This is a genomic window from Pseudoalteromonas sp. APC 3495 (assembly GCF_030407645.1).
GTDB lineage: Bacteria > Pseudomonadota > Gammaproteobacteria > Enterobacterales > Alteromonadaceae > Pseudoalteromonas > Pseudoalteromonas tetraodonis.
On record NZ_JASDDA010000025.1, the window covers coordinates 23,986 to 46,866 of the forward strand.

The window sequence follows — 22,881 nt, forward strand, 5'->3', positions numbered from 1 at the left end:
AAGATATACAGATGTGACTAGAGGTAAGCAAAATAAGAAAAACGATACTTTTTGTTAACCTCTTTTTTTTAACTAAAAAAAAGCCCCGCATTTTCATGCAGGGCTTTATAACTTTTTAAGTACGATTAACTCATCGCGCTTTGTAATTTTTTCATTGCTGTTTTTTCCAGCTGGCGAACACGCTCTGCTGATACGCTGTATTTTTCAGCCAACTCTTGCAGTGTTGCTTTATCATCTGACAACCAGCGTGCGCTAACGATATCTTGAGAACGCTCATCGAGGGTTTTCAAAGCGCTAAATAATCGCGTATGCGACTGCTCTTGCCATTGTTGCTGTTCAATGTCGTCAGCTAGGTCAGCAGAACCATCCGTTAAGTATTGCACTGGTGAGTAAGAACTCGTTGGCGCATCGTCGTTATCGTCGCCTGTTAAGTCAAAGCCCATGTCTTGGCCGCTCATACGCGACTCCATTTCACGAACTTCTTTTTCACTCACACCTAGCTCGCTCGCTACTGTGCTAACTTCGGCTTGGTTAAACCAGCCTAAACGTTTTTTGTTTTTACGAAGATTAAAAAACAGTTTACGTTGCGCTTTGGTTGTCGCAACTTTTACGATACGCCAGTTTTTAAGCACAAACTCATGAATTTCGGCTTTGATCCAATGAACCGCAAATGAAACCAAACGTACACCCACTGATGGGTCAAAACGTTTTACTGCCTTCATCAGTCCAATGTTACCCTCTTGAATTAAATCAGCTTGTGGTAACCCATAACCCGAGTAGCTTTTTGCTATGTGCGCTACAAAGCGCAAATGCGACATAATGAGTTGCTTTGCAGCACTAAGATCGCCTTCTTCCTGAAGTTTTTTTGCAAGTTCCTGCTCTTGCTCAACTTTAAGCATAGGAATAGTACTAACAGCTTGAAGATAGCCATCCATACTTGCGCTTTGTTGCCCAACTGTAAGTGCCATTGCGTATAAATCTTTACTCATTTTTCACCTCGGTGATAAACATTTGAAACCATCTTAGCACTCTTTTAGTAAGAGTGCTAACTTGAATTTAAAACTTTTTTGAATCATAAATCAAGTGGTTTTTTTAGTGTTAAGTCAGTCTACACTAGGCGACTGAATAACCTATGAATTGGTTTAGCCAAAGCAAAGATTAATCTTTTTGCTTTGGCTTTTTTATAATTTTAAACTTAAAACATGACAGTTTTAAGAATTATATTAGGGCCCTAAACCTTATCGGGTTCTATTTCTGAGATGTAACGGTTAACCGATAAGTAAGAACCAATAAAGCCTAAGCTAGTGGCCAACAATACCAACGCGCCAAATTCATTAAGGCTAAGCCCTATTAGCGTAAAGCTGGTTTGATATACCCCTGCAACACTGCTTACCGCAGCAGATAGCCACCACATCATTAATGCTACGCAAATAAAAGCAAACAATCCGGCAATCACGCCATACCAAATGCCAGTCCATAAAAAGGGGGCATGAATAAAGGTATTAGTTGCCCCTACGAGCTTCATTACCTGTATTTCTTCTTTTTTATCCATAATAGATAAACGAATTGTGTTGCCTATAATAAGCGTCACTGAGGTAAGTAATAATAGCGCAATCGTAATTACACTTTCTTTTAACAAACTGAGTAATGCATTTAAACGTTCAAGCCAAGCAATATCAAGCTTACCAAAATCAACTTCGCGTTCACCTTCAAGTTTTTTAAGCAATAGCTTAGCCGCATTAGGTTGGCTATGTCGCTGGGTTGGTGTAACTAAAACTACATTCGGTAATGGGTTACTATCTAGGTATTCTAAAGCCTGACCAAACCCAGACATTTCTTTGAATTCATCCAAAGCCTCAGTGCGAGAAATAAAAGTCACACTTTGTATTTCAGGATATAGCGCTAAGCGTTTAACTAAAGTTTGCGTTTCTTGCTCACTCATATCCTCTTTTACAAACAAGGATATTTCGCTGGCTTGCTCAAAACCACTGCTCACTTGCTGCACATTTTTAACCACTAAGTATAACGTTGCGGGCAACGTTAAACTCAAACCCAGTACAGCAATGGTCATCATAGAGGCCAATGGCGTGCGCCACATTTCCCCAAGACTGTACACACCTTGGCGAAAAATATTAATAATGAAAAAGTAACCGCCAGAGAATACGGATTTTTTTTGTTTATCATTACTATTTTGACGGCTTTTGAACAGTAAACTCATAATACACCCTCAGCCAGTGGATCTTGGCTCATCCGCCCATCATGAAGCGTTAAGCTACGATACTTCATTCGTGATACTAACCCCAAGTCATGGGTGGCAATTAAAACCGTGGTGCCATGCTTATTAAAATCTTCGAACAGGCGTAATATTTCCATCGATAACTCAGGATCAAGATTACCGGTAGGTTCATCAGCTAATAGTATAGGAGGAGAATTAACAATGGCTCGTGCAATCCCTACACGTTGCTGCTCACCGCCAGAGAGTGTGGAGGGATGACAGCGTACTTTATCTAACAAGCCCACTTTATCGAGCGCACCATGCACACGCTTGGCAATTTGCTTGTGGTGAGTCCCTTCAATAATTAAGGGCAAAGCAACGTTATCGAACACCGTGTATCGTTCTAATAGACGATGATTTTGAAAAATAATACCAATGTCGCGGCGTGCATACGGAATTTGTCGTGAATTTAACTTATTTAAATCCACGCCATTGATAAACACATTGCCCGCAGAAGGGCGTTCCATCAAGCTAATAAGCTTTAAAAGTGTACTTTTACCGGCACCACTGTGGCCCGTTAAAAAAGCCAGTTCGCCTGGTTTTATATGAAAACTCACTTTTTCAAGCGCGCGATGCCCACCGGCATAGGTTTTACTTACTTGCTGAAAATTTATCATTTTTTTATTATGCCAACCTCATTAAACGTCCTAACGCAATTGGTATTCCTTGCAATTAAAAAGGGAGCAGGCTCCCTTTTGGTAAATTAAACGTCGTCCTCATCTTGGCTAAATAGCGCATCAATAAAGTCATCGCTCTTGAAGGTGCGTAAATCATCAATACTTTCACCTACACCAATGTAACGAATAGGAATATTAAACTTATCAGCAACGGCAAAAATAACCCCGCCTTTAGCGGTGCCATCAAGCTTTGATAGTGTGATACCTGTTAAACCTACACATTGGTTAAATAAGTTTACTTGGCTAATAGCATTTTGGCCTGTGCCAGCATCAATTGTCAGCATCACTTCATGCGGTGCATCTGGGTCTACTTTTTTCATCACACGGGCTATTTTTTCAAGCTCTTGCATTAAGTTATCTTTATTTTGCAAGCGCCCTGCTGTATCGGCAATTAACACATCAACATTACGCGCTTTAGCGGCTTGAAAGGCATCAAATACCACTGAGGCGCTATCAGCACCAGTGTGCTGAGCTATAACAGGAATACTATTACGCTCACCCCAAACTTGAAGCTGCTCTACTGCTGCGGCTCTAAATGTATCACCGGCAGCAAGCATTACCGATTTACCTTGGTTTTGAAATTGTTTCGCCATTTTACCAATGGTGGTGGTTTTACCTACGCCGTTTACACCTACCATAAGGATAACGAAAGGTTTTTTGTCTGCTGGTATTTCTAAAGGCTGCTCTGCTGTTTTCAGCATAGTTGCCATTTCTTGCTTCATTAATTCATAAAGCGCATCACCATCTTTAAGCTGCTTGCGATCAGCGGCGTCGGTCAGGCTATCGATTAGCTTCATTGTGGTATCAACACCAAGATCGGCAGTGAGTAACTGAGTCTCTAATTCTTCAAATAACTCATCGTCAATTTTTTTACCGCTGAAAATTGAGGCAAAGCCAGAACCAATATTAACGCGTGTTTTCAGTAAGCCTTTTTTGAGGCGAGAGAAAAAACCTTCTTTTTTAGGTTTTTCCGCTTTTATAGCTTCTTCCTTTGCAAGCTCTGCGGTCAGTCGCTGTTGCTCTAGGCGTTCAGACTCCTCTTCAGCAGCCAGACGCTGTTGTTCTAAACGCTCATTTTCAGCTTGCTCTGCTGCAATGCGCTGTTGTTCTAAACGCTCGTTCTCAGCTTGTTCTGCTACAATGCGCTGTTGTTCTAAACGCTCGTTCTCAGCTTGCTCTGCTGCAATACGCTGTTGTTCTAGACGCTCGTTCTCAGCTTGTTCTGCTGCAATACGCTGTTGTTCTAAACGCTCGTTCTCAGCTTTTTCTGCTGCAATGCGCTCTTGCTCTAACTGCATTTGCGCTTCTTGTTCTGCTAAACGTTTGGCTTGCTCTTGTCTTTGTTGCTCTGCATCTGCCTGCTGTTTAGCTAATAGCTCTGCATTAGCGTGTTCAATCGCTTGTTTTTCTTCTGCCGCTGCGCGCTGTGCTTGCGCCTGTTTCTCTTGCTCTAAACGCTCGGCCTCTGCTTCAGCTTGTAAACGCTCTGCCGCAGCTTGCTCTGCAGCTAAACGTTCTTGCTCGGCTTTTTCTGCCTGCTCTTGTGCTAAACGATCTTGTTCAGCTGCAATTCGAGCTTGTTCTATACGCTCGGCTTCTGCTTCAGCCTGTAAACGCTCTGCCTCAGCTTGCTCTGCAGCTAAACGTTCTTGCTCGGCTTTTTCTGCCTGCTCTTTTGCTAATGCTTGTTGTTTATCAGCTTCTGCTTGTTTTTTATCTGACTTGCCAAAACCGAGCCACGACATGAATTTACTTTTTTTTGCCATACTTGCTAATAACCACTTATAAAAATCTGATAAACTAACGATAATGATAGCGTGCTTTTAAGCCTAAATAATTGCTTTTAGCAACACGTTATCCTCGAGGGTGCATAATAGTAACACTTTTAGCGCAGTTGAAAAATGACACGCCGTGATATGATTGCAATATTATCTGAGCTAGATCATAGATACCAATTTTTAGTGAGTTAAATGAGAAAAAAAACCACACAAAATAACACCACTCATAAATCAGCTGATGGGGTTATTAGAATCATTAGCGGCCAATTTCGCGGTCGAAAACTGCCAGTAAAAGATGTTCAAGGTCTGCGTCCTACAACCGACCGAATTAAAGAAACGGTGTTTAATTGGTTGATGCACGATACCCGCGATGCGCACACTCTCGATTGCTTTGCCGGTTCCGGTGGATTGGGATTTGAAGCATTGTCGCGTTTTGCAAAACACACCACATTCATAGAGCTTGATTCACAAGCAGCAAAACAATTAGAGCAAAACATTGCGACGCTTGATGCACAAAACGCGCAAGTCGTTAATACCAATACACTGACGTTTTTAGAGAGAAAAAACACCAGTGACACATTTAATTTGGTTTTTATTGACCCGCCATTTCGCAAAAATTTAGCTCAATCATGCTGTGATTTATTGGAAAATAATCAATGGCTCGACCCCGAAGCATTGATATATGTTGAAGTAGAAACTGAGCTAACCTCGTTTAAAGCACCAAATAACTGGTTGTTAATTAAAGAGAAAAAGGCAGGTCAGGTTTTTTGTAGGCTGTACCAACGCCATATAAATTAACACTGTTTTAGCTGCTGTGTTTCTGTTAATATTATCCTTTACATGTGGTGTTGCTTCGGATTACAATACCGCACCATTTTTGAACCACTTGATCAATGTTTGATCAACTTGAGCAACGCTCATAATTTAGGTAGGTGAATTTTTAATGCCAGTAATTAAAGTAAGAGAGAACGAACCGTTTGACGTAGCACTTCGTCGCTTCAAGCGTTCATGTGAAAAAGCAGGTATCCTTTCAGAAGTTCGTCGTCGCGAGCACTATGAAAAACCAACAGCTGAGCGTAAGCGTAAAAAAGCAGCTGCTGTTAAACGTCACATGAAAAAACTTTCTCGTGATAACGCTCGTCGCGTTAAATTATACTAATATATTAGGTCTTGTATAAATGAGCCTTTTAATAACGCTAAAAGATGCGCAAAAAGATGCGATGAGAGCTAAAGACAAACAACGTCTTAATCCTATTCGCATGGTACTTGCTGCAATCAAGCAACGTGAAATTGACGAGCAAATAACACTAGACGACGCAGGTATTACCTCCGTTATAGTGAAGCTTGTTAAACAACGTCGCGACTCTTACACTCAGTACAAAGATGCTGGGCGTGATGATTTAGCTGAAATTGAAGCCAATGAGATTACAGCACTTGAAGCTTTTTTACCTCAACAATTGAGTGAAGAAGAAATCATTGCTCTCATTGACGCGGCTATTGCTGATACTAATGCAGCAGGTATGCAAGACATGGGTAAAGTAATGGGTATAATCAAAAGCAAAGCCGAAGGTCGTGCCGATATGGGCAAAATCTCAGGTTTAATTAAGCAACGATTAACTGCCTAATACCCCCACATACATTTAGTATGATTGAAGTAAACCGAGCCTTGAGCTCGGTTTCTTCGTTTAGATATTTAGTACTTCAAAAAATTATGCATTTGTGTTCAAATCTTTGCGTATTATAATTCGTTTTCATCACTTTTCTATTTATCTTAGGGCTGTACTTTAAACAATGGCTGGAAAGATCCCACGCAACTTTATCGATGATTTATTGGCACGAACCGATATTGTCGACCTGATTGACTCAAAGGTAGGGTTGAAAAAAGCGGGCAAAGACTATCAAGCTTGCTGTCCTTTTCATAATGAGAAGTCGCCTTCATTTACCGTATCGCAAGATAAACAGTTTTATCATTGCTTTGGCTGTGGCGCTAACGGCAATGCTATTTCTTTTGTAATGGAGTATGACAAACTCGAGTTTGTTGATGCAATTGAGGAACTAGCCAGTTTACTTAACCTTGATGTTCCTCGCGAACAAGGGAGCAGTAATGGACCAGAGCGCACAGCGGCACAAAAACGTTCAGACTATGATCTAATGCTGCATGCAGCACGCTTTTATCAACATCAGTTAAAACATCACAGTAACTCTAAAGCGGTAATCGATTACGTTAAAGGTCGCGGCTTAAGCGGTGCAACCGTTAAAAAGTTTATGATAGGTTATGCGCCCAGCGAATGGGAAGGGCTCTGCCAACAACTTGGGCGAAACCAAGAACAAAAAGAACAATTAGTTGAGCTTAAACTCGCATCTGAGAAAACCCCAGGCAAACAGTTCGACTTTTTCCGTGATCGCTTAATGTTTCCAATTCGTGATAAACGCGGCCGCGTTATTGCTTTTGGTGGGCGAGTAATGCAAGCCGATCAAGGGCCTAAATATTTAAACTCTCCGGAGACGCGCATATTTCATAAGGGCTTTGAACTCTATGGCCTTTATGAAGCTAAACAAGCACACAAGAAGCTTGACCATGTACTGATTGTTGAAGGCTACATGGACGTAGTAGCGCTGGCAGAACAAGGTATTGAATATGCCGTAGCAGCCCTTGGTACAGCGACAACCAGCGAGCACATGCACACTTTATTTAGAACCACAGATAAAGTTATTTGTTGTTACGATGGTGACCGTGCAGGTAAAGATGCTGCGTGGCGCGCACTCGAAAATGCGTTGCCTTACTTAAACGATGGCAAAGCACTGCATTTTGTATTTTTACCCGATGGTGAAGACCCTGATTCACTCGTACAACAAGAAGGTAAAGCAGCTTTTGAGCAACGCCTTGAAAACGCAGATGACTTCACTAAAGTGCTGTTTAATAAACTAAGTAAAGAGATTGATTTAACACTAGATTCCGGTAAGGCTAAGTTACTCAGTGCGGCACTGCCCCTGATTGAAAAGATCCCAAGTGAGTTTTACCAAGAAAATATCCTAGAGCAACTTGGGCGATTGATTGGCCGCACCCGTGAGCAACTCAATAATCACTTAAAAACGCCAAAACAGCAGCAAGCAATTGAACGAAAATTTAAAATTACACCCATGCGCCAAGCAATAGGGATTTTAATTCAGCACCCTAACTTGGCTAAAAGTGTGCCCTATTTACCCGATTTAGCTCAAATGAATATTGCGGGTATTGGCTTATTATTGCGACTACAACATCAAGCATTACAAAAAGATGGCATTACCACCGCACAAATTCTTGAATCATTTCGGGACACCGATGACTACGAGCCATTAACTAAGTTAGCGACATGGCAACATCAAATAAATGAAGAGCGTTTAGAGACTGTTTTCCAAAATACTTTCAAATTTATTGAAGATCAGTGTTTAAATTATCGACTAGAGACCCTATTAATAAAAGACAAGACACAGGGCCTAAATAGCGACGAACGACTAGAATGTCATTTACTAATGACAGCGTTAAAAGCAACGAACAGCTAGTCAGATTTGATTTAGGCTGTTATACTGTGCTATTCACTGCGTCACATTATTCTGGTTAGCCTTTGAGCAAACTCCATGATGGCGCCTGTTGTATCAACTTATCAGAGTGGAAGAAACAATCTCTATGGATCCAACTCCTCAGTCACAATTAAAACTTCTGATTCAAAAAGGTAAAGAGCAAGGTTATTTAACTTTTGCAGAAGTTAATGATCACCTTCCACAAGATATTATCGACTCAGATCAAGTAGAAGATATCATTAGCATGATTAATGACATGGGTATCAAGGTTAGCGAAAACGCGCCTGATGCCGATGAATTAATGATGCAAGAAACCACGACAGACGAAGACGCAGCGGAAGCTGCCGCTGCAGCCCTTGCTACTGTAGAAAAAGAAATTGGCCGTACAACTGACCCTGTTCGCATGTATATGCGTGAAATGGGTACTGTTGAACTTCTTACCCGTGAAGGCGAAATTGTTATCGCTAAGCGTATTGAAGAAGGCATTAACCAAGTTCAAATTTCGGTTGCTGAATACCCAGAAGCGATCACTTACCTACTTGAACAGTGGGATAAGTTTGAAGCAGAAGAGATGCGTCTTAGCGATATTATCTCTGGCTTTTTCGATCCTGATGCAGAAGAAGCACCACCTATTGCTGCCACCAACATTGGTTCTGAATTAAGTGAAAAACAACTTGATGACAGCGACGATGATGACGATGACAGCGATGATGAAGACGAAGAAGAAGTAGATACAGGTCCAGATCCTGAAGAAGCGCGCATCCATTTCGAAAATTTACGTGATTTATACACCAAAGCACGTGAAACATTCGATAAGAAAGGTCGCTCTCATCCAGAGTCTCAAGCCGCTATTTTAGAAATCGGTGAGCTGTTCAGAACCTTTAAACTCGTACCTAAACAGTTTGATCGCATGGTTAATAACATGCGTGAAATGATGGACAGAGTTCGCGTTCAAGAACGTCTTATCATGAAGCATGCAGTTCAAGTTTCAAAGCTGCCAAAGAAAACCTTTGTTAAGCATTTTGCAAACAACGAAACTGACACAGCATGGCTTGATATTGAAATTGCAGCAAACGAAAAGCATTCAGCTAAACTTGAAGAAGTGAAGCCTGAAATACTTCGTTGTATTAGCAAACTTACTTCAATGGAAGAAAGCACTGGCTTAAGCATTGAACGTATTAAAGATATAAACCGTCGCATGAGTATTGGTGAAGCGAAAGCGCGCCGTGCTAAAAAAGAGATGGTAGAAGCAAACTTACGTCTTGTAATTTCAATCGCTAAAAAATACACCAACCGTGGTTTACAGTTCTTAGATTTAATCCAAGAAGGTAACATTGGTCTGATGAAAGCGGTTGATAAGTTTGAATACCGTCGTGGTTATAAGTTTTCAACTTATGCTACGTGGTGGATCCGTCAAGCAATTACGCGCTCTATTGCTGACCAAGCAAGAACCATCCGTATTCCAGTACATATGATTGAAACGATCAATAAATTGAACCGTATTTCACGTCAAATGTTACAAGAAATGGGTCGTGAGCCAAATCCAGAAGAATTAGCTGAACGCATGATGATGCCTGAGGATAAAATCCGTAAGGTACTTAAGATTGCAAAAGAGCCAATTTCAATGGAAACACCTATTGGTGATGATGAAGATTCGCACTTAGGCGACTTCATCGAAGATACCACTATTGATTCGCCAATCGATTCGGCAACAATGGAGTCTCTTCGTGGCGCAACTAACGACGTGCTCGCTGGCTTAACAGCCCGTGAAGCGAAAGTACTACGTATGCGTTTTGGTATTGATATGAATACCGACCACACGTTAGAAGAAGTAGGTAAACAGTTTGACGTAACACGTGAACGTATTCGTCAAATTGAGGCGAAGGCACTGCGTAAATTACGTCACCCTTCTCGCTCTGATTTACTGAAAAGCTTTTTAGACGCTAAATAATCTAGCGTTACATTATAAGTTAATTTAAAAGGCCGCTGTAGCGGCCTTTTTTCTATTTCAAGGAAATAAACATGGCTTGGATCCAAATCCGTATCAATGCCAATGCTGCAACCGCTGATGCAGTAAGTGACCTATTAATGGAAGCAGGCAGTGCTTCTGTTACTTTTATTGATGCTAAAGACACGCCTATCTATGAGCCTAAAATTGGCACTGTTGTATTTTGGGCTGACACCACAGTAATTGGCTTGTTCGAAGCTAATCACGATATGAACGCAGTGGTTGCGTTATTAAAACGCCATGATGAGCTAAAAGACAATTTAGTTTACAAAATTGAGCAACTCGAAGATAAAGACTGGGAACGTGAGTGGATGGATAATTTTCACCCTATTCAATTTGGCGAAAAACTCTGGATTTGTCCTAGCTGGCGCGATATTCCAGACTCAGACGCAGTCAATGTACTACTTGATCCAGGTCTTGCTTTTGGTACTGGCACACACGCCACCACGGCACTGTGTTTAAAATGGTTAGAAAGCCAAGACTTAACTGGTAAAACCGTGGTCGATTTTGGCTGTGGCTCAGGCATATTGGGTATTGCAGCAATAAAATTGGGTGCTGAGCGCATGATTGGGATAGACATTGACCCACAAGCGCTGGAAGCAAGCCTAGATAATGCTAATCGCAATGGTGTTGCTGACAAGCTTGAAGTGTACCTGCCAGAAAACCAACCTGAGTTTACTGCTGACATTGTAGTAGCTAATATTTTAGCGCAACCACTGCGTGAGCTTCATAGTGTTATTTTAGGATTATTAAAGCCAGGCGGTAAAATTGCGATGTCGGGAATTTTAGAAGAACAAGCACAATCGGTTGTTGACATATACGCGCCCTTTATTGAGCTCGATGAAATTGCCATTGAAGGCGATTGGACCCGAGTAAGTGGCATTAAAAAAGCGTAATAGTGCGTTATTAAAAAATTTAGAGTATTAACTCAAAAGTCGTATCTAAAGCCTGTATTTAACAGGCTTTACTATTTTTTTACATAATAAAAAATAAAGATTTTTTATTATAAAAGTAACAGCCGTTCAAAATTCACACAAATAAACCGCTTCGTCATACGGTTATCAAATGTCAATACGAAAAGAGCAAAAAAAAGTCACTTTTGTTCAATTTATAGCCTTTGATTTTTGCGTAAAAAGCCGTAAACTTAGCGCCCCTTGAAAAGAGGCCTATTGAATATCGTGCGTATCGGTTCATACCAACTTGAGAATAATGTCATTGTCGCGCCTATGGCGGGCATAACGGACAGACCATTTAGACAGCTATGTCGTCGTTTAGGCGCTGGCCTTGCTGTGTCTGAAATGCTGTCGTCTAATCCGAAGGTTTGGAAAACCGAAAAGTCGATGAACCGAATGGATCATTCTGGTGAGTCGGGTATACGTGCGGTGCAAATTGCAGGAGCAGACCCTGAGCTTATGGCACAGGCCGCACAATTCAATGTTGCAAACGGTGCACAGATCATAGATATCAATATGGGGTGCCCAGCAAAAAAAGTGAACAAGAAACTTGCAGGCTCAGCCTTATTACAGTTTCCAGAACTCGTGGAAGAGATTATTGATGCCGTAGTAAACGCGGTTGATATACCTGTGACACTTAAAATCCGTACCGGATGGGATCAGGACAACCGTAATGGTGTAGAGATTGCAAGAATAGCTGAACGTTATGGCATTGCATCACTGGCTGTACATGGGCGCACGCGCGCATGTATGTATAAAGGTGATGCTGAGTACGCCACAATTAGGGATATAAAGCGTTCAGTGTCGATACCTGTCGTTGCTAATGGTGATATTACATCACCTGAAAAAGCAAAGCAGGTTTTGGACTATACGGGTGCAGATGCCATTATGATTGGTCGAGCCGCCCAAGGTCGCCCTTGGATATTTAGGGAGATAGACCACTATTTGCGAACTGGTGAACATATGCAGCCACCTGCTATTGCAGAGGTGCGCAGTATTTTAATGGAGCATTTAACCAACCTCCATGTGTTTTACGGTGAGCCAATGGGAGCACGAATCGCTCGCAAACATGTATCTTGGTATTTGCAAACCCATGACAGTGACGGTCAGTTTAGGCGAGTATTTAATGCGCTCGACAATTCAGAGGCACAGGTCGTCGCATTAGAGCAATACTTTAAAACACTAGCAGCTAACTAAGAAAGAAAGAGACTTTATAATGTTCGAACAAAACGTGACTTCTCCATTTATCACTAACCCTCATGTTCAGTCACACGAGAAACCGCAGCCATTGCGTGATGCAGTGAAAAAAGCTGTTCACCACTACTTAAAGCAGCTTAACGGTCAAGATGTGCAAGACGTTTACGACCTTGTTCTTTCTGAGCTAGAAGCGCCATTGCTTGAAGAAGTAATGACTTACACACGTGGCAATCAAACTCGTGCGGCAATTTTACTAGGTATCAACCGTGGTACTTTACGTAAAAAGCTTAAAAAATACGGTATGAACTAATACCAGCTATATTGAAACCGTAATCATTCTAACGAGCTAAATAAGCCCCTAACTGCGTTAAAAATTTTTTATGTAGAATAACTACACAGCAAAATTTTTGCCTTGTTATTAACTTATTTCTTTGTCGTTATAATTGCTTACTAATCCAATACAGCTGGTATAAAGTATTTTGAGTAAAAAGCACCTTAGGGTGCTTTTTTTATTTGTAAAATTTATTAACGAAATTGCAAAATGCTCACGCTTTATGGGTCGTTATAAGTCGTTTTTTGAGTCGTAATCAGTTAAAATACGCGCTTCTAAGCTAGCTCATTAACTGAGGAAATCAAACTACAATGGATACACATCGTCCTATACGTCGCGCACTTTTGAGTGTGTCAGACAAAACCGGTATTGTTGAATTTGCCCGTGCACTAGAAGCACAAGGTGTTGAAATACTTTCAACTGGCGGCACGTGTAAACTACTTGCTGACAATGCAATTAAAGTAACTGAAGTATCAGATCACACCGGTCACCCTGAGATCATGGATGGTCGCGTAAAAACCCTACATCCAAAAATTCATGGCGGCATTCTTGCTCGTCGTGGCCAAGATGAAGACGTAATGGCAGATAACAATATCTCTGCTATCGACATCGTTGTAGTTAACTTATACCCCTTTGCGAATACTGTCGCTCAAGAAAACTGCAGCCTTGAAGATGCTATTGAAAACATCGATATTGGTGGCCCAACGATGGTACGTGCGGCAGCTAAAAATCACAAAGATGTGACGATCGTTGTTAACGCAAGCGACTACGACCGTGTTATTAGCGAAATGCAAAATAACAACGGCTCAACAACCTACAAAACACGCTTTGACTTAGCTATTGCAGCGTATGAGCATACAGCGCAGTACGATGGCATGATTGCTAACTACTTCGGTAAAATGGTTCCTGATTACACAGAAGAAGCCGCTATCGATACTAAGTTCCCGCGTACTATTAATATGCAATTCACTAAAAAGCAAGATATGCGCTACGGTGAAAATTCGCATCAAGATGCCGCGTTTTATGTTGAGAACGACATCACTGAAGCGTCAGTGGCAACAGCCACTCAACTGCAAGGTAAAGCATTATCGTTTAACAATATTGCCGACACCGATGCTGCACTTGAGTGTGTAAAAGAATTTGATGTACCTGCGTGTGTTATTGTAAAACACGCTAACCCATGTGGTGTTTCAATTGGTGATAATATCTTAGAAGCGTACGAGCGCGCCTTTAAAACAGACCCAACGTCAGCATTTGGCGGCATTATTGCTTTTAACCAAGAACTTGATGCTAAGACTGCACAAGCGATTGTTGAACGTCAATTTGTTGAAGTTATTATTGCACCAAGCGTAAGTGCAGAAGCCGCTCAAATAGTATCAGCTAAACAAAACGTGCGTTTATTAGAGTGTGGTGAATTCTCAGCTAAAGGCACAGGTCACGACATTAAGCGTGTAAATGGCGGTGTACTTATTCAAGACCGTGATTTAGGCATGGTAACGCAAGGCGACTTAACGGTTGTGTCTAAGCGCCAACCTTCTGAGCAAGAGCTTAAAGATTTATTATTCTGCTGGAAAGTGGCTAAATTTGTTAAATCAAACGCCATTGTTTATGCCCGCGACGGTATGACTATAGGTGTAGGTGCGGGCCAAATGAGCCGCGTTTACTCAGCTAAAATTGCCGGTATTAAAGCCGCTGATGAAAGCCTTGAAGTAAAAGGCTCAGTGATGGCATCAGATGCATTCTTCCCATTCCGCGATGGTATTGATGCAGCTGCAGAGGCTGGCATTACTGCTGTTATCCAACCAGGTGGTTCAATGCGCGATGAAGAAGTGATTGCGGCCGCTGACGAAGCTGGAATGGCAATGGTGTTTACCGGTATGCGCCACTTCCGTCATTAATCGCATAAAGAGCTAACGGGTTCAGTTAGCTCTTTTTGTTTGCACCAAATTCACGTATTCTGCTTATTCTATAACCATGACTAACAATTATAATGTGAAGGATTAGACGATGAAATTTGCACTAAAATCTCTACTGGTTGCCACACTGTCATTAAGCTCAACAATGGCGTTGGCACATAACCATGGCCACGACTCAGCATTAACAAAAGCAGTTAAAGCAAGCGAGCGTAGCAGTGAGCGCGATCAATACCGCAACCCTGTAGAAACACTCGAATTTTTTGGCTTTAAACCATCTATGACCGTGGTAGAAATTGCCCCAGGTGGTGGTTGGTACAGTGAAATTTTAGCGCCAGCGCTGAAAGAGCAAGGCACCTATTATGCTGCGCACTTCCCTGCTGATTCATCGGTTGGTTATTACCAACGTTCTCTTGCTGGCTTTAAGGCTAAAATCGCTGAAGATGCCCGCTTTAGTCACGTTAAACTCACTGAGTTTGCCCCATCTACACATTTAGATATTGCTCCTGCGGCTAGCGCCGATATGGTACTGACTTTTCGTAATGTCCATAACTGGTACATGAGCAAAGATAAAGAAGCTGCAAGCAATGCGTTTAAGTCTTTTTACAAAGCACTTAAACCAGGCGGCACTTTAGGTGTGGTTGAACACCGCCTACCAGAAGAGCAAGATGATGAGATGCAAAAATCATCAGGTTATATGAAGCAAAGTGTGGTTATTGCACTTGCTGAACAAGCTGGTTTTGAACTTGAAGCAAAAAGCGATATTAATGCAAACCCTCTTGATACAGCCGATCACCCTAAAGGGGTATGGACCCTTCCACCGAGCCTTAGACTTGGCGAGCAAGATGCCGCTAAATATAAAGCCATAGGTGAAAGCGACCGTATGACGCTGAAATTTAAAAAACCGCTTTAAATAGGATATTCGCCATGAATGTATTAGTCATTGGCAGCGGCGGCCGCGAACACGCACTTGCGTTTAAGGCCGCTCAAAATACAAAAGTTAACACTGTTTATGTTGCTCCAGGTAATGCGGGCACAGCTCTTGAGCCAAAACTTGAGAACGTAGCAATTAACGTTGAAGACCTTGATGGACTGCTAAGCTTTGCACAACAAAATAATGTTGAGCTAACCATTGTTGGCCCTGAAGTGCCACTAGTATTAGGGGTTGTTGATAAGTTCCGTGAACACGGCTTAGCTATTTTTGGCCCAACCGCGGGAGCGGCACAGCTTGAAGGGTCTAAATCGTTCACTAAAGACTTTTTAGCACGTCATGCTATTCCAACCGCTGATTACCAAACGTTTGAACAAATCGACCCTGCGCTTGCTTATTTAAAAGAAAAAGGCGCACCGATTGTTATTAAAGCCGATGGTTTAGCGGCTGGTAAAGGCGTTATTGTTGCTATGGACGAACGCGATGCTGAAGAGGCTATTCGCGATATGCTTGCGGGTAATGCCTTTGGTGACGCCGGTAGCCGTGTAGTCATTGAAGAGTTTTTAGAAGGTGAAGAAGCGTCGTTTATTGTCATGGTTGATGGTAAAAACGTACTGCCGTTTGCAACCAGCCAAGACCATAAACGCGCTTACAATGGCGATCAAGGTCCTAACACCGGTGGTATGGGGGCATACTCACCAGCGCCTGTAGTAACCGATGAAATTCATCAGCGCATTATGAACGAAGTGATCTACCCAACGGTAGAAGGTATGGCTAGCGAAGGCCATCCGTACACTGGCTTTTTATATGCAGGCTTGATGATAGATGAGACAGGTACACCAAAGGTTATTGAATATAACTGTCGTTTTGGCGACCCTGAAACACAACCTATGATGCTACGCTTACAATCAGACTTAGTTGAATTGATTGAAGCTGCTAACCGTGTAGAGCTTGATAAAACCACCATTGAGTTTGATTCACGCGCTGCAGTAGGTGTTGTTTTAGCCGCTAAAGGCTACCCAGATAGCTACCCGAAAGGCGATGCTATTAGTGGCTTGAAAGTAACTTACCCTGAAGGCGAAAAAGTCTTCCATGCAGGTACTAAGCAAGACGGCGATAACGTAGTGACTGCCGGTGGTCGTGTACTGTGTGCTACTGCACTGGGTAATACAGTTACACAAGCGCAGCAGCGTGCCTATAAACTGGTTGATGAAATCAACTGGGATGGCATGGAATACCGTACTGACATTGCTTATCGCGCAATTGCTCGTGAACAATCATAACGATTGATAACTAACGAGTAAATTTTATAAAAGCGCAGATTATCTGCGCTTTTTACTGCTACACTATAAAAAAGTAATCTGGACATAGATTAATATTGGAATTTAAAACCTTGCGCTACCATGCGGTAGCAGTTGTAATACTTATTTTTATCTTTTTTATTATCAGCACATTGGCAACAAACTTTGTGATGCCATCACGCTATACCATAGATAAAATAACCCCTGTTTACCTCGATCATGCGTATTACATAGACAAAAGCAAAACACAAAGTTTTGAAGAAGTAATGACCAAGCAGGCGCTATTTACACAGCAAGAATTTAACGATATACCTTGGAGCTTTGAACAGCAAAATTATTGGTTACGCCTCGATTTAGAAAACAAAAGCAGCCAACAAGAAGATGTGGTTGCCCACTTTGATAACCCGATGGTAGATCATCTCACCATATATCGGCTCAATAGTAACAACCAACTACTCGACACTTATAAGCTTGGCGATAAAGAGCCACGTCTTACTTTATTTAAGTACAGCGTGCCCCACATTCGCTTTAACCTCGATGGCCAATCTACACAACGACTAATTATAAAAATAGATACTGTGGGGATCAGTAAAACTCCAATTCACTTATATCGCCATAATGTATTTGTTGACTTAGTTCGCTCACAAACAGGCATTTGGGGAATTTTCGCGGGTGTCTTATTAATGGCCTCACTATATAACCTATTACTCTATTTTGGCATTAAAGACCGCGTGTACTTAGTTTATATTGGCTACATTATTAGTGCTATAGCATTAATGGGCACCGTTCTGGGGTTTGGTTTTTATTTATGGCCGCTAGAATGGCAGTTGTTTATTCACGAAAAAATAATTGTCGTTAATTACACTATTGCGTTTTTCACTCTCGCTTTTTGCACCATGTTTTTGCGATATCATAAAGATCGTTGCTGGCGTTATAAATTAAGTGTTGGTTTACTCTGGCTAATGCTAGTGCTCGGTACATTAAGCTTTTTTATTCCCGAAAATATAGCTGCCCCCATATTTTTTGTAATTTTGGGATTACTTTATATCGTCTGCTTTATTTTAATTTATAACAAATTAAAAAGTGGCTTTAGATGGGCTAAGTTTTACGTATTTTCATGGGTGCCATTGATTATTGGTGCAGCCATTCAGCCTTTAGAGCTTACAGGCGTTATCACTTATAGCTTTTCAATACGTCATGCTTTTTTAATGGCCATTTTGTGTGAAATTGTCCTCATGGCCATGGCACTTGCCGATCGGGTTCGTTATCAGCGTGAGCGCGCTTTATATCATGCCACGCATACCCAGCAAACAAAACTGCTCAATAGCGCAAAGTTAAAGTATGCCTTTATGGCACTCAAAGCCCAGCAACGTTCCACCACTTTATGTTTGGTTAAAATACGTCATTTTAACTCGCTAAATACCATTATTACGCCCTCCCAAGGATATGAATTAATTAAGCATGTTGCGCACGAATTAGAATGCCAATTGAGCTTTGAGAGAGAATTTTTTAACTTAAGTAGTGGCATTAATCAACCCGCTAAAATTGCTGATTTAGGTAGCGGTGTTTTTGCCTGTATCTCGACTAAAAACCAAAGCCCGCACACGCTCGAAGAGTTATTAAAAAGGGTAGTAAATAAGTTACCAAAAACTTATCAAATCAAAGGGCTAGACTTACAACTCAATTACAGCGTGGGGATTAGTGCCTTTGGTAAACGTGATGACTTTGAATTTTGGTTGAAACGAGGCTACTTGGCATTACATAACGCTAAACATAGTCTAAGTAAGGTAAGCTCATCATCTGCGAACAGCAGTTTAGCTATGGACGTTGCGCTTGCTGCTAAGCTTCAACAAGCGATAAGAACGGATCAGCTCGCTCTGTTTTATCAACCACAAATTAGTTTAAAAGATAACAGTGTCAATGGTGCCGAAGCTCTACTACGCTGGCCTAATACTGAGTTTAAAAACATTTCCATAGAAAAACTAATTCTACTTGCCGAACACACCGGTATTATTAATGAATTAACACTTTGGGTGATAGAGCAAGCCTGCAAAGACATTGCAAAACTGGCAAATGAGGGCATAACTGAACATAGTATTAGCGTTAATTTAAGTGCAAAAAACCTAGCCATTGCCAATTTAACCGAAAAAGTAGAAAACCTTTTAATAAAGTATCAGGTTGCCCCTCATTTATTGAAGTTTGAGCTGACTGAATCAGCGTTTGTCGAAAATCAAGATGCGTTAGTCACTTTAGTTGGTGAACTTGCCACACTGGGCGTTAAGGTGGTGTTAGACGATTTTGGTACTGGTTATTCATCGCTTAGCTACTTAGTTAACTATCACTTTAGTGAACTTAAAGTAGATAAGTCGTTTGTGTTTGATTTAACCGATAACCGGGCTCATCAGGTCATTGTGCAAACAGCCATAGATATGGCACATAACTTGGGCCTTACTATCACGATTGAGGGCGTAGAAACTCAAGAAGTTCACCAGCTGCTCAACACCATGAAAGCTGACCGTACCCAAGGCTATTTGTACGCAAAAGCACTCTCTTATGATAATTATTTAGACTTCTTGAACAGCCAATACCGCCTAAAAATGTTAAGCTCCCCTTTTTAACATCTTTGGGGCCAAGTAAAGATGCAAGGTACACTGCGTAAATTAAAGTCGAGCTTAACAGAACCCGTTCAATATCATTTACCTGTAGGTGATGAACTGGTTGATTTAAATGCTTTAATAGGTAAACAATTGACTCTCACTTTTAGTGGCACAATTTTGTGTTCTAACTGTGGTAAAAAAACAAAAAAAAGCTATTCTCAAGGGCATTGCTTTGTATGTATGCGCAAGCTTGCAAGTTGCGACATGTGTATCATGAAACCTGAAACCTGCCATTACGATCAAGGCACCTGCCGCGAGCCACAGTGGGGTGAAGAAAACTGCATGATCCCGCATTATGTGTATCTAGCTAATACATCAGGGTTAAAAGTAGGCATTACTCGCCACACCCAAATACCTACCCGTTGGATTGACCAAGGGGCAACCCAAGCATTACCTATTTTTAAAGTACAAACTCGTTTACAGTCGGGCTTAGTGGAAGTGGCGCTCGCGCAGTTTATTGCTGATAAAACCAATTGGCGCAATATGCTCAAAGGACAAAACGACGTTCTTGATTTAAAAGCAGCGGCTGCTGAGCTTATTCCACAAATTAGCGAAAAACTAACCGAGCTGAGTGAATTATTTGGCGCAACCGCTATTGAACAGCTTGACCAAGACGTTGTGAATCTTGATTTTCCTGTAAGCGAATACCCAAGTAAAATTAGCTCATTTAACTTTGATAAAAACCCCGTTGTTAGCGGTATTTTACAAGGCATTAAAGGCCAATATTTAATTTTTGATAGCGGCGTTATTAATATTCGTAAGTTCACCTCTTATGAAGTGAGTGTAGGTACAGAGTAACCGTTAGTAGCTTGGTTATAAAATGCTATCCATTGCTGCTGCGTTAATGGATGGCAATAATAATAGCCCTGAATAACATTGCAGCCTATTTCGACTAAGTGTGCCTCTTGCGAGGCATGCTCAACGCCCTCAGCAACCACATCCAATCCTAAACTTGTCGCCATGGCTATAATGGCCGCCACAATTTGGCTATTGCCATACTCATCAGGAATCTTAGCAATAAAGCTCGCATCAATTTTTAATGTGTTAAACGGTAATTTGGTTAAATAACTGAGTGCAGAATACCCCGTACCAAAATCATCCAGCGCAATATGCACGCCCAGCGCTTTGAGCTGTTGTATTTGCTCTTTTGCCTGTGAAAACGAGCTAATAAAGCTACTTTCGGTCAGCTCAATTTCAAGTAAGCTGCCAGGTAATTGGTAACGAGTAAGCATCGCTTTAATATTATCAGCCAACTTACCTTGGCTTAAATGACACGCAGAGACATTAATCGCTAAACGTCCGGCATCAATCCCCTGCGCTTGCCAAAGGGTTAACTCTTTACCTGCTTGGTTTATAACCCATAAATCTAAACGCACCACTAAACCTAGCTCTTCAGCAAGCGGAATAAACTGCGCTGGTGAAATAGTGCCTAAATCAGGGTCATGCCAACGCAGTAGTGCTTCAGCTCCCATAATCAACCCTGTTTTTAAACATTGCTTAGGCTGAAAATAAAGCTCAAACTCATTATTTTCTAGCGCATGTTGAAAGCGACTCATCATCGCTAAACGCTCTAAAGATCGGGCATTCATTGAGGGTTGAAACAACTGAAACGAATTGCGACCGACATCTTTTGAGCGGTACATGGCAATATCAGCATGCTTTAATAATGTTTCACTGTCTAAGCCATCATCAGGGTAAACAGCCGCCCCTATAGACGCGGTAACACCAACCTCAAATCCTTCAAGCTTAAACGGTGTATTTAAGTGATTTAAAATACTCTCAGCAAGGGTGATAGCACCTTCTACATTGTTTATTTCGCACAATACAATAAACTCATCGCCCCCTAATCGCGCCAGCGTATCTCCCTCATTGAGGGTGTTAATAATGCGCTCAGAGACTAATTTTAATAAGGTATCACCGGCATTATGGCCTAAGCTGTCATTCACCTCTTTAAAACGGTCAAGGTCAATAAACATTACCGCTAGCATCTGTTTATCTCTGTGCGCTGAGGCGAGTGCCATAGAGAGTCTATCGTTAAATAAACGCCGGTTAGGTAAGCCAGTTAGCTCATCAAAATACGCTAACTGCACCACTTTTTCTTCTGCGCTTTTTCGCTCAGTTATGTCACTAAAAATAGCGGCGTAAATCACCTCACTATGACTTGGCTCTTTTATTTCTATAATACTGAGCCACTCAATATAAATATCACCACACTTTTTACGATTATGAATTTCCCCCTGCCATACCCCTGTTTTGGCAAGCGAATCCCACATTTTTATATAAAAGTTTTTATCATGACGCCCTGAACTCAACATATTGGGTCGCTTACCTATCACCTCATATTCTTTGTAACCGGTTAGATGAGTAAATGCAGGGTTTACTTGCATAATCACTCCATTCGAGTCGGTGATCATGATGCCATCTAGGGAGGAGTCGATAATTTTATTGGCTAAAAATAAGTTACGCTGCGAATGCTGCAATGCAATATCACGCTGCTGAAGTACTTTTTCAAGCTCACAACAATAAGCCGTTTCAATTTCATTAATTAAGTTTTCAAGCGATAATACACCGTTAATTTGATTATTTTCGCTAACCACCAAATGTCGAATGTTACTTTCAGACATCAACCTGTAAGCATCAAAAAGGCTGTCTTGGGGGCTTATCTGATAAAGGGGGCGACTGGCTAAATCCCAACAAACAAGATGATTGTGCTGCTCGGTGATGAGCTTTAGTAAATCGCGCTGGGTAATAATGCCATGGGCATTTTCATCCTCATTAAACACCAAAATCACTTTCTCTGCATATTCACGCATCATGCTCACCGCGTCATTGATTGCCAATGAACTCGGTACTATCCGTATGTTTTTATTATATTGATCATTAATAGGTCTAAATTGTAAGTAATGCTCTAGCCCTTGATTGTTTACAATATCTGTAATGCTGATCACGCCGCTGGGAACGTCATTTGTATCAGTGACTAACAAATGCCTTACACCCTGCTTATTAAACACCATGGCCGTCTCGGTTAATAATTGTTGGCTGGGCACACTTAGTACAGGGCTCGACATAACGCTTTCAATCGCTAACTGCCTAAGTGAGCGATTAGAAAAGTTAAGTGTTAAACAATCGGTTTCAGTCCATACGCCTATTATTTGTTGCTGTTGTTTTACAAAAATAGCGCTAACATTGTGCGCTCGCATTAGTTTCACCGCTTCAATTAAAGGGGTATCCTTAGCGCAGGCGATCACCTTATTGGTAAAAACATCGCATACTTTTTGATAGCGGCTAGTGTGAGGCAT

At 41.4% G+C, this 22,881-nt stretch carries 18 protein-coding genes; 13 read left to right on the forward strand and 5 right to left on the reverse strand.

Annotation, left to right across the window (positions count from 1 at the left end; all coding sequences use genetic code 11):
* Positions 1 to 125: 125 nt before the first annotated feature.
* The 4 genes from rpoH to ftsY all read right to left on the reverse strand — a co-directional run bounded on the left by rpoH (position 126) and on the right by ftsY (position 4,718).
* Positions 126 to 989, reverse strand: coding sequence for an RNA polymerase sigma factor RpoH (rpoH, locus tag QL984_RS11295; RefSeq protein WP_290172777.1), 864 nt, complete (start codon positions 987 to 989; stop codon positions 126 to 128).
* A 242-nt stretch (positions 990 to 1,231) separates the two neighbouring features.
* Positions 1,232 to 2,218 carry a permease-like cell division protein FtsX gene (gene ftsX, locus QL984_RS11300; protein ID WP_290172778.1) on the reverse strand — a complete coding sequence of 329 codons (987 nt, stop codon included), beginning with the start codon at positions 2,216 to 2,218 and terminating at the stop codon, positions 1,232 to 1,234.
* The gene (gene ftsE / locus QL984_RS11305) at positions 2,215 to 2,892 is read right to left on the reverse strand and encodes a cell division ATP-binding protein FtsE (RefSeq protein WP_013465956.1); all 678 of its coding nucleotides are present in this window, start codon (positions 2,890 to 2,892) and stop codon (positions 2,215 to 2,217) included. Before ftsE ends, ftsX begins: the two co-directional genes overlap by 4 nt.
* Positions 2,893 to 2,978: 86 nt before the next feature.
* Complete coding sequence (gene ftsY / locus QL984_RS11310; RefSeq protein WP_290172779.1) at positions 2,979 to 4,718, reverse strand: signal recognition particle-docking protein FtsY; 1,740 nt, start codon at positions 4,716 to 4,718, stop codon at positions 2,979 to 2,981.
* A gap of 204 nt (positions 4,719 to 4,922) precedes the next feature.
* On the opposite strand from ftsY, the gene rsmD reads away from it, so the two are divergent.
* From rsmD to QL984_RS11375, 13 genes are all read left to right on the forward strand, one after another.
* Entirely contained in the window at positions 4,923 to 5,528 is a 606-nt protein-coding gene (gene rsmD / locus QL984_RS11315; RefSeq protein WP_013465959.1) for a 16S rRNA (guanine(966)-N(2))-methyltransferase RsmD, read from the forward strand.
* A gap of 145 nt (positions 5,529 to 5,673) precedes the next feature.
* Positions 5,674 to 5,889 carry a 30S ribosomal protein S21 gene (rpsU, locus tag QL984_RS11320; protein ID WP_002957797.1) on the forward strand — a complete coding sequence of 72 codons (216 nt, stop codon included), beginning with the start codon at positions 5,674 to 5,676 and terminating at the stop codon, positions 5,887 to 5,889.
* Between the two features lie 19 nt (positions 5,890 to 5,908).
* Entirely contained in the window at positions 5,909 to 6,355 is a 447-nt protein-coding gene (locus QL984_RS11325; protein WP_008114877.1) for a GatB/YqeY domain-containing protein, read from the forward strand.
* A 166-nt stretch (positions 6,356 to 6,521) separates the two neighbouring features.
* A complete protein-coding gene (gene dnaG / locus QL984_RS11330) occupies positions 6,522 to 8,273 on the forward strand; it encodes a DNA primase (protein WP_290172780.1) in 1,752 nt (583 codons plus the stop codon).
* A 124-nt stretch (positions 8,274 to 8,397) separates the two neighbouring features.
* A complete protein-coding gene (gene rpoD / locus QL984_RS11335; RefSeq protein ID WP_028835594.1) occupies positions 8,398 to 10,242 on the forward strand; it encodes an RNA polymerase sigma factor RpoD in 1,845 nt (614 codons plus the stop codon).
* 71 nt (positions 10,243 to 10,313) lie between these two features.
* Positions 10,314 to 11,195, forward strand: coding sequence for a 50S ribosomal protein L11 methyltransferase (gene prmA / locus QL984_RS11340; protein WP_290172782.1), 882 nt, complete (start codon positions 10,314 to 10,316; stop codon positions 11,193 to 11,195).
* Between the two features lie 282 nt (positions 11,196 to 11,477).
* Positions 11,478 to 12,449, forward strand: a complete 972-nt coding sequence (gene dusB / locus QL984_RS11345) for a tRNA dihydrouridine synthase DusB (protein WP_024601713.1) — start codon at positions 11,478 to 11,480, stop codon at positions 12,447 to 12,449.
* 19 nt (positions 12,450 to 12,468) lie between these two features.
* On the forward strand, positions 12,469 to 12,759 hold the full coding sequence (gene fis / locus QL984_RS11350; RefSeq protein ID WP_002957804.1) for a DNA-binding transcriptional regulator Fis: 291 nt from the start codon (positions 12,469 to 12,471) through the stop codon (positions 12,757 to 12,759).
* 332 nt (positions 12,760 to 13,091) lie between these two features.
* Positions 13,092 to 14,678 carry a bifunctional phosphoribosylaminoimidazolecarboxamide formyltransferase/IMP cyclohydrolase gene (gene purH / locus QL984_RS11355; protein ID WP_028835592.1) on the forward strand — a complete coding sequence of 529 codons (1,587 nt, stop codon included), beginning with the start codon at positions 13,092 to 13,094 and terminating at the stop codon, positions 14,676 to 14,678.
* Positions 14,679 to 14,787: 109 nt separating this feature from the next.
* Positions 14,788 to 15,606, forward strand: a complete 819-nt coding sequence (locus QL984_RS11360; protein WP_058155290.1) for a class I SAM-dependent methyltransferase — start codon at positions 14,788 to 14,790, stop codon at positions 15,604 to 15,606.
* 14 nt (positions 15,607 to 15,620) lie between these two features.
* The gene (gene purD / locus QL984_RS11365; RefSeq protein WP_058155291.1) at positions 15,621 to 16,907 is read left to right on the forward strand and encodes a phosphoribosylamine--glycine ligase; all 1,287 of its coding nucleotides are present in this window, start codon (positions 15,621 to 15,623) and stop codon (positions 16,905 to 16,907) included.
* A 95-nt stretch (positions 16,908 to 17,002) separates the two neighbouring features.
* Positions 17,003 to 19,543, forward strand: a complete 2,541-nt coding sequence (locus tag QL984_RS11370; protein WP_058155292.1) for an EAL domain-containing protein — start codon at positions 17,003 to 17,005, stop codon at positions 19,541 to 19,543.
* A 21-nt stretch (positions 19,544 to 19,564) separates the two neighbouring features.
* Positions 19,565 to 20,380 (forward strand): DUF2797 domain-containing protein, encoded by an 816-nt coding sequence (locus QL984_RS11375; protein ID WP_033103716.1) that lies wholly within the window; start codon positions 19,565 to 19,567, stop codon positions 20,378 to 20,380.
* Here the strand turns inward: QL984_RS11375 and QL984_RS11380 are convergent.
* Positions 20,353 to 22,881, reverse strand: coding sequence for an EAL domain-containing protein (locus QL984_RS11380; protein WP_167380513.1), 2,529 nt, complete (start codon positions 22,879 to 22,881; stop codon positions 20,353 to 20,355). The two genes, QL984_RS11375 and QL984_RS11380, sit on opposite strands and share 28 nt — an antisense overlap.

Coding starts and splice junctions, on each gene's coding strand:
- rpoH (WP_290172777.1), bottom strand. CDS start 989: ATGAGTAAAGATTTATACGCAATGGCACTTACAGTTGGGCAACAAAGC.
- ftsX (WP_290172778.1), bottom strand. CDS start 2,218: ATGAGTTTACTGTTCAAAAGCCGTCAAAATAGTAATGATAAACAAAAA.
- ftsE (WP_013465956.1), bottom strand. CDS start 2,892: ATGATAAATTTTCAGCAAGTAAGTAAAACCTATGCCGGTGGGCATCGC.
- ftsY (WP_290172779.1), bottom strand. CDS start 4,718: ATGGCAAAAAAAAGTAAATTCATGTCGTGGCTCGGTTTTGGCAAGTCA.
- rsmD (WP_013465959.1), top strand. CDS start 4,923: ATGAGAAAAAAAACCACACAAAATAACACCACTCATAAATCAGCTGAT.
- rpsU (WP_002957797.1), top strand. CDS start 5,674: ATGCCAGTAATTAAAGTAAGAGAGAACGAACCGTTTGACGTAGCACTT.
- QL984_RS11325 (WP_008114877.1), top strand. CDS start 5,909: ATGAGCCTTTTAATAACGCTAAAAGATGCGCAAAAAGATGCGATGAGA.
- dnaG (WP_290172780.1), top strand. CDS start 6,522: ATGGCTGGAAAGATCCCACGCAACTTTATCGATGATTTATTGGCACGA.
- rpoD (WP_028835594.1), top strand. CDS start 8,398: ATGGATCCAACTCCTCAGTCACAATTAAAACTTCTGATTCAAAAAGGT.
- prmA (WP_290172782.1), top strand. CDS start 10,314: ATGGCTTGGATCCAAATCCGTATCAATGCCAATGCTGCAACCGCTGAT.
- fis (WP_002957804.1), top strand. CDS start 12,469: ATGTTCGAACAAAACGTGACTTCTCCATTTATCACTAACCCTCATGTT.
- purH (WP_028835592.1), top strand. CDS start 13,092: ATGGATACACATCGTCCTATACGTCGCGCACTTTTGAGTGTGTCAGAC.
- QL984_RS11360 (WP_058155290.1), top strand. CDS start 14,788: ATGAAATTTGCACTAAAATCTCTACTGGTTGCCACACTGTCATTAAGC.
- purD (WP_058155291.1), top strand. CDS start 15,621: ATGAATGTATTAGTCATTGGCAGCGGCGGCCGCGAACACGCACTTGCG.
- QL984_RS11375 (WP_033103716.1), top strand. CDS start 19,565: ATGCAAGGTACACTGCGTAAATTAAAGTCGAGCTTAACAGAACCCGTT.
- QL984_RS11380 (WP_167380513.1), bottom strand. CDS start 22,881: ATGCCTCACACTAGCCGCTATCAAAAAGTATGCGATGTTTTTACCAAT.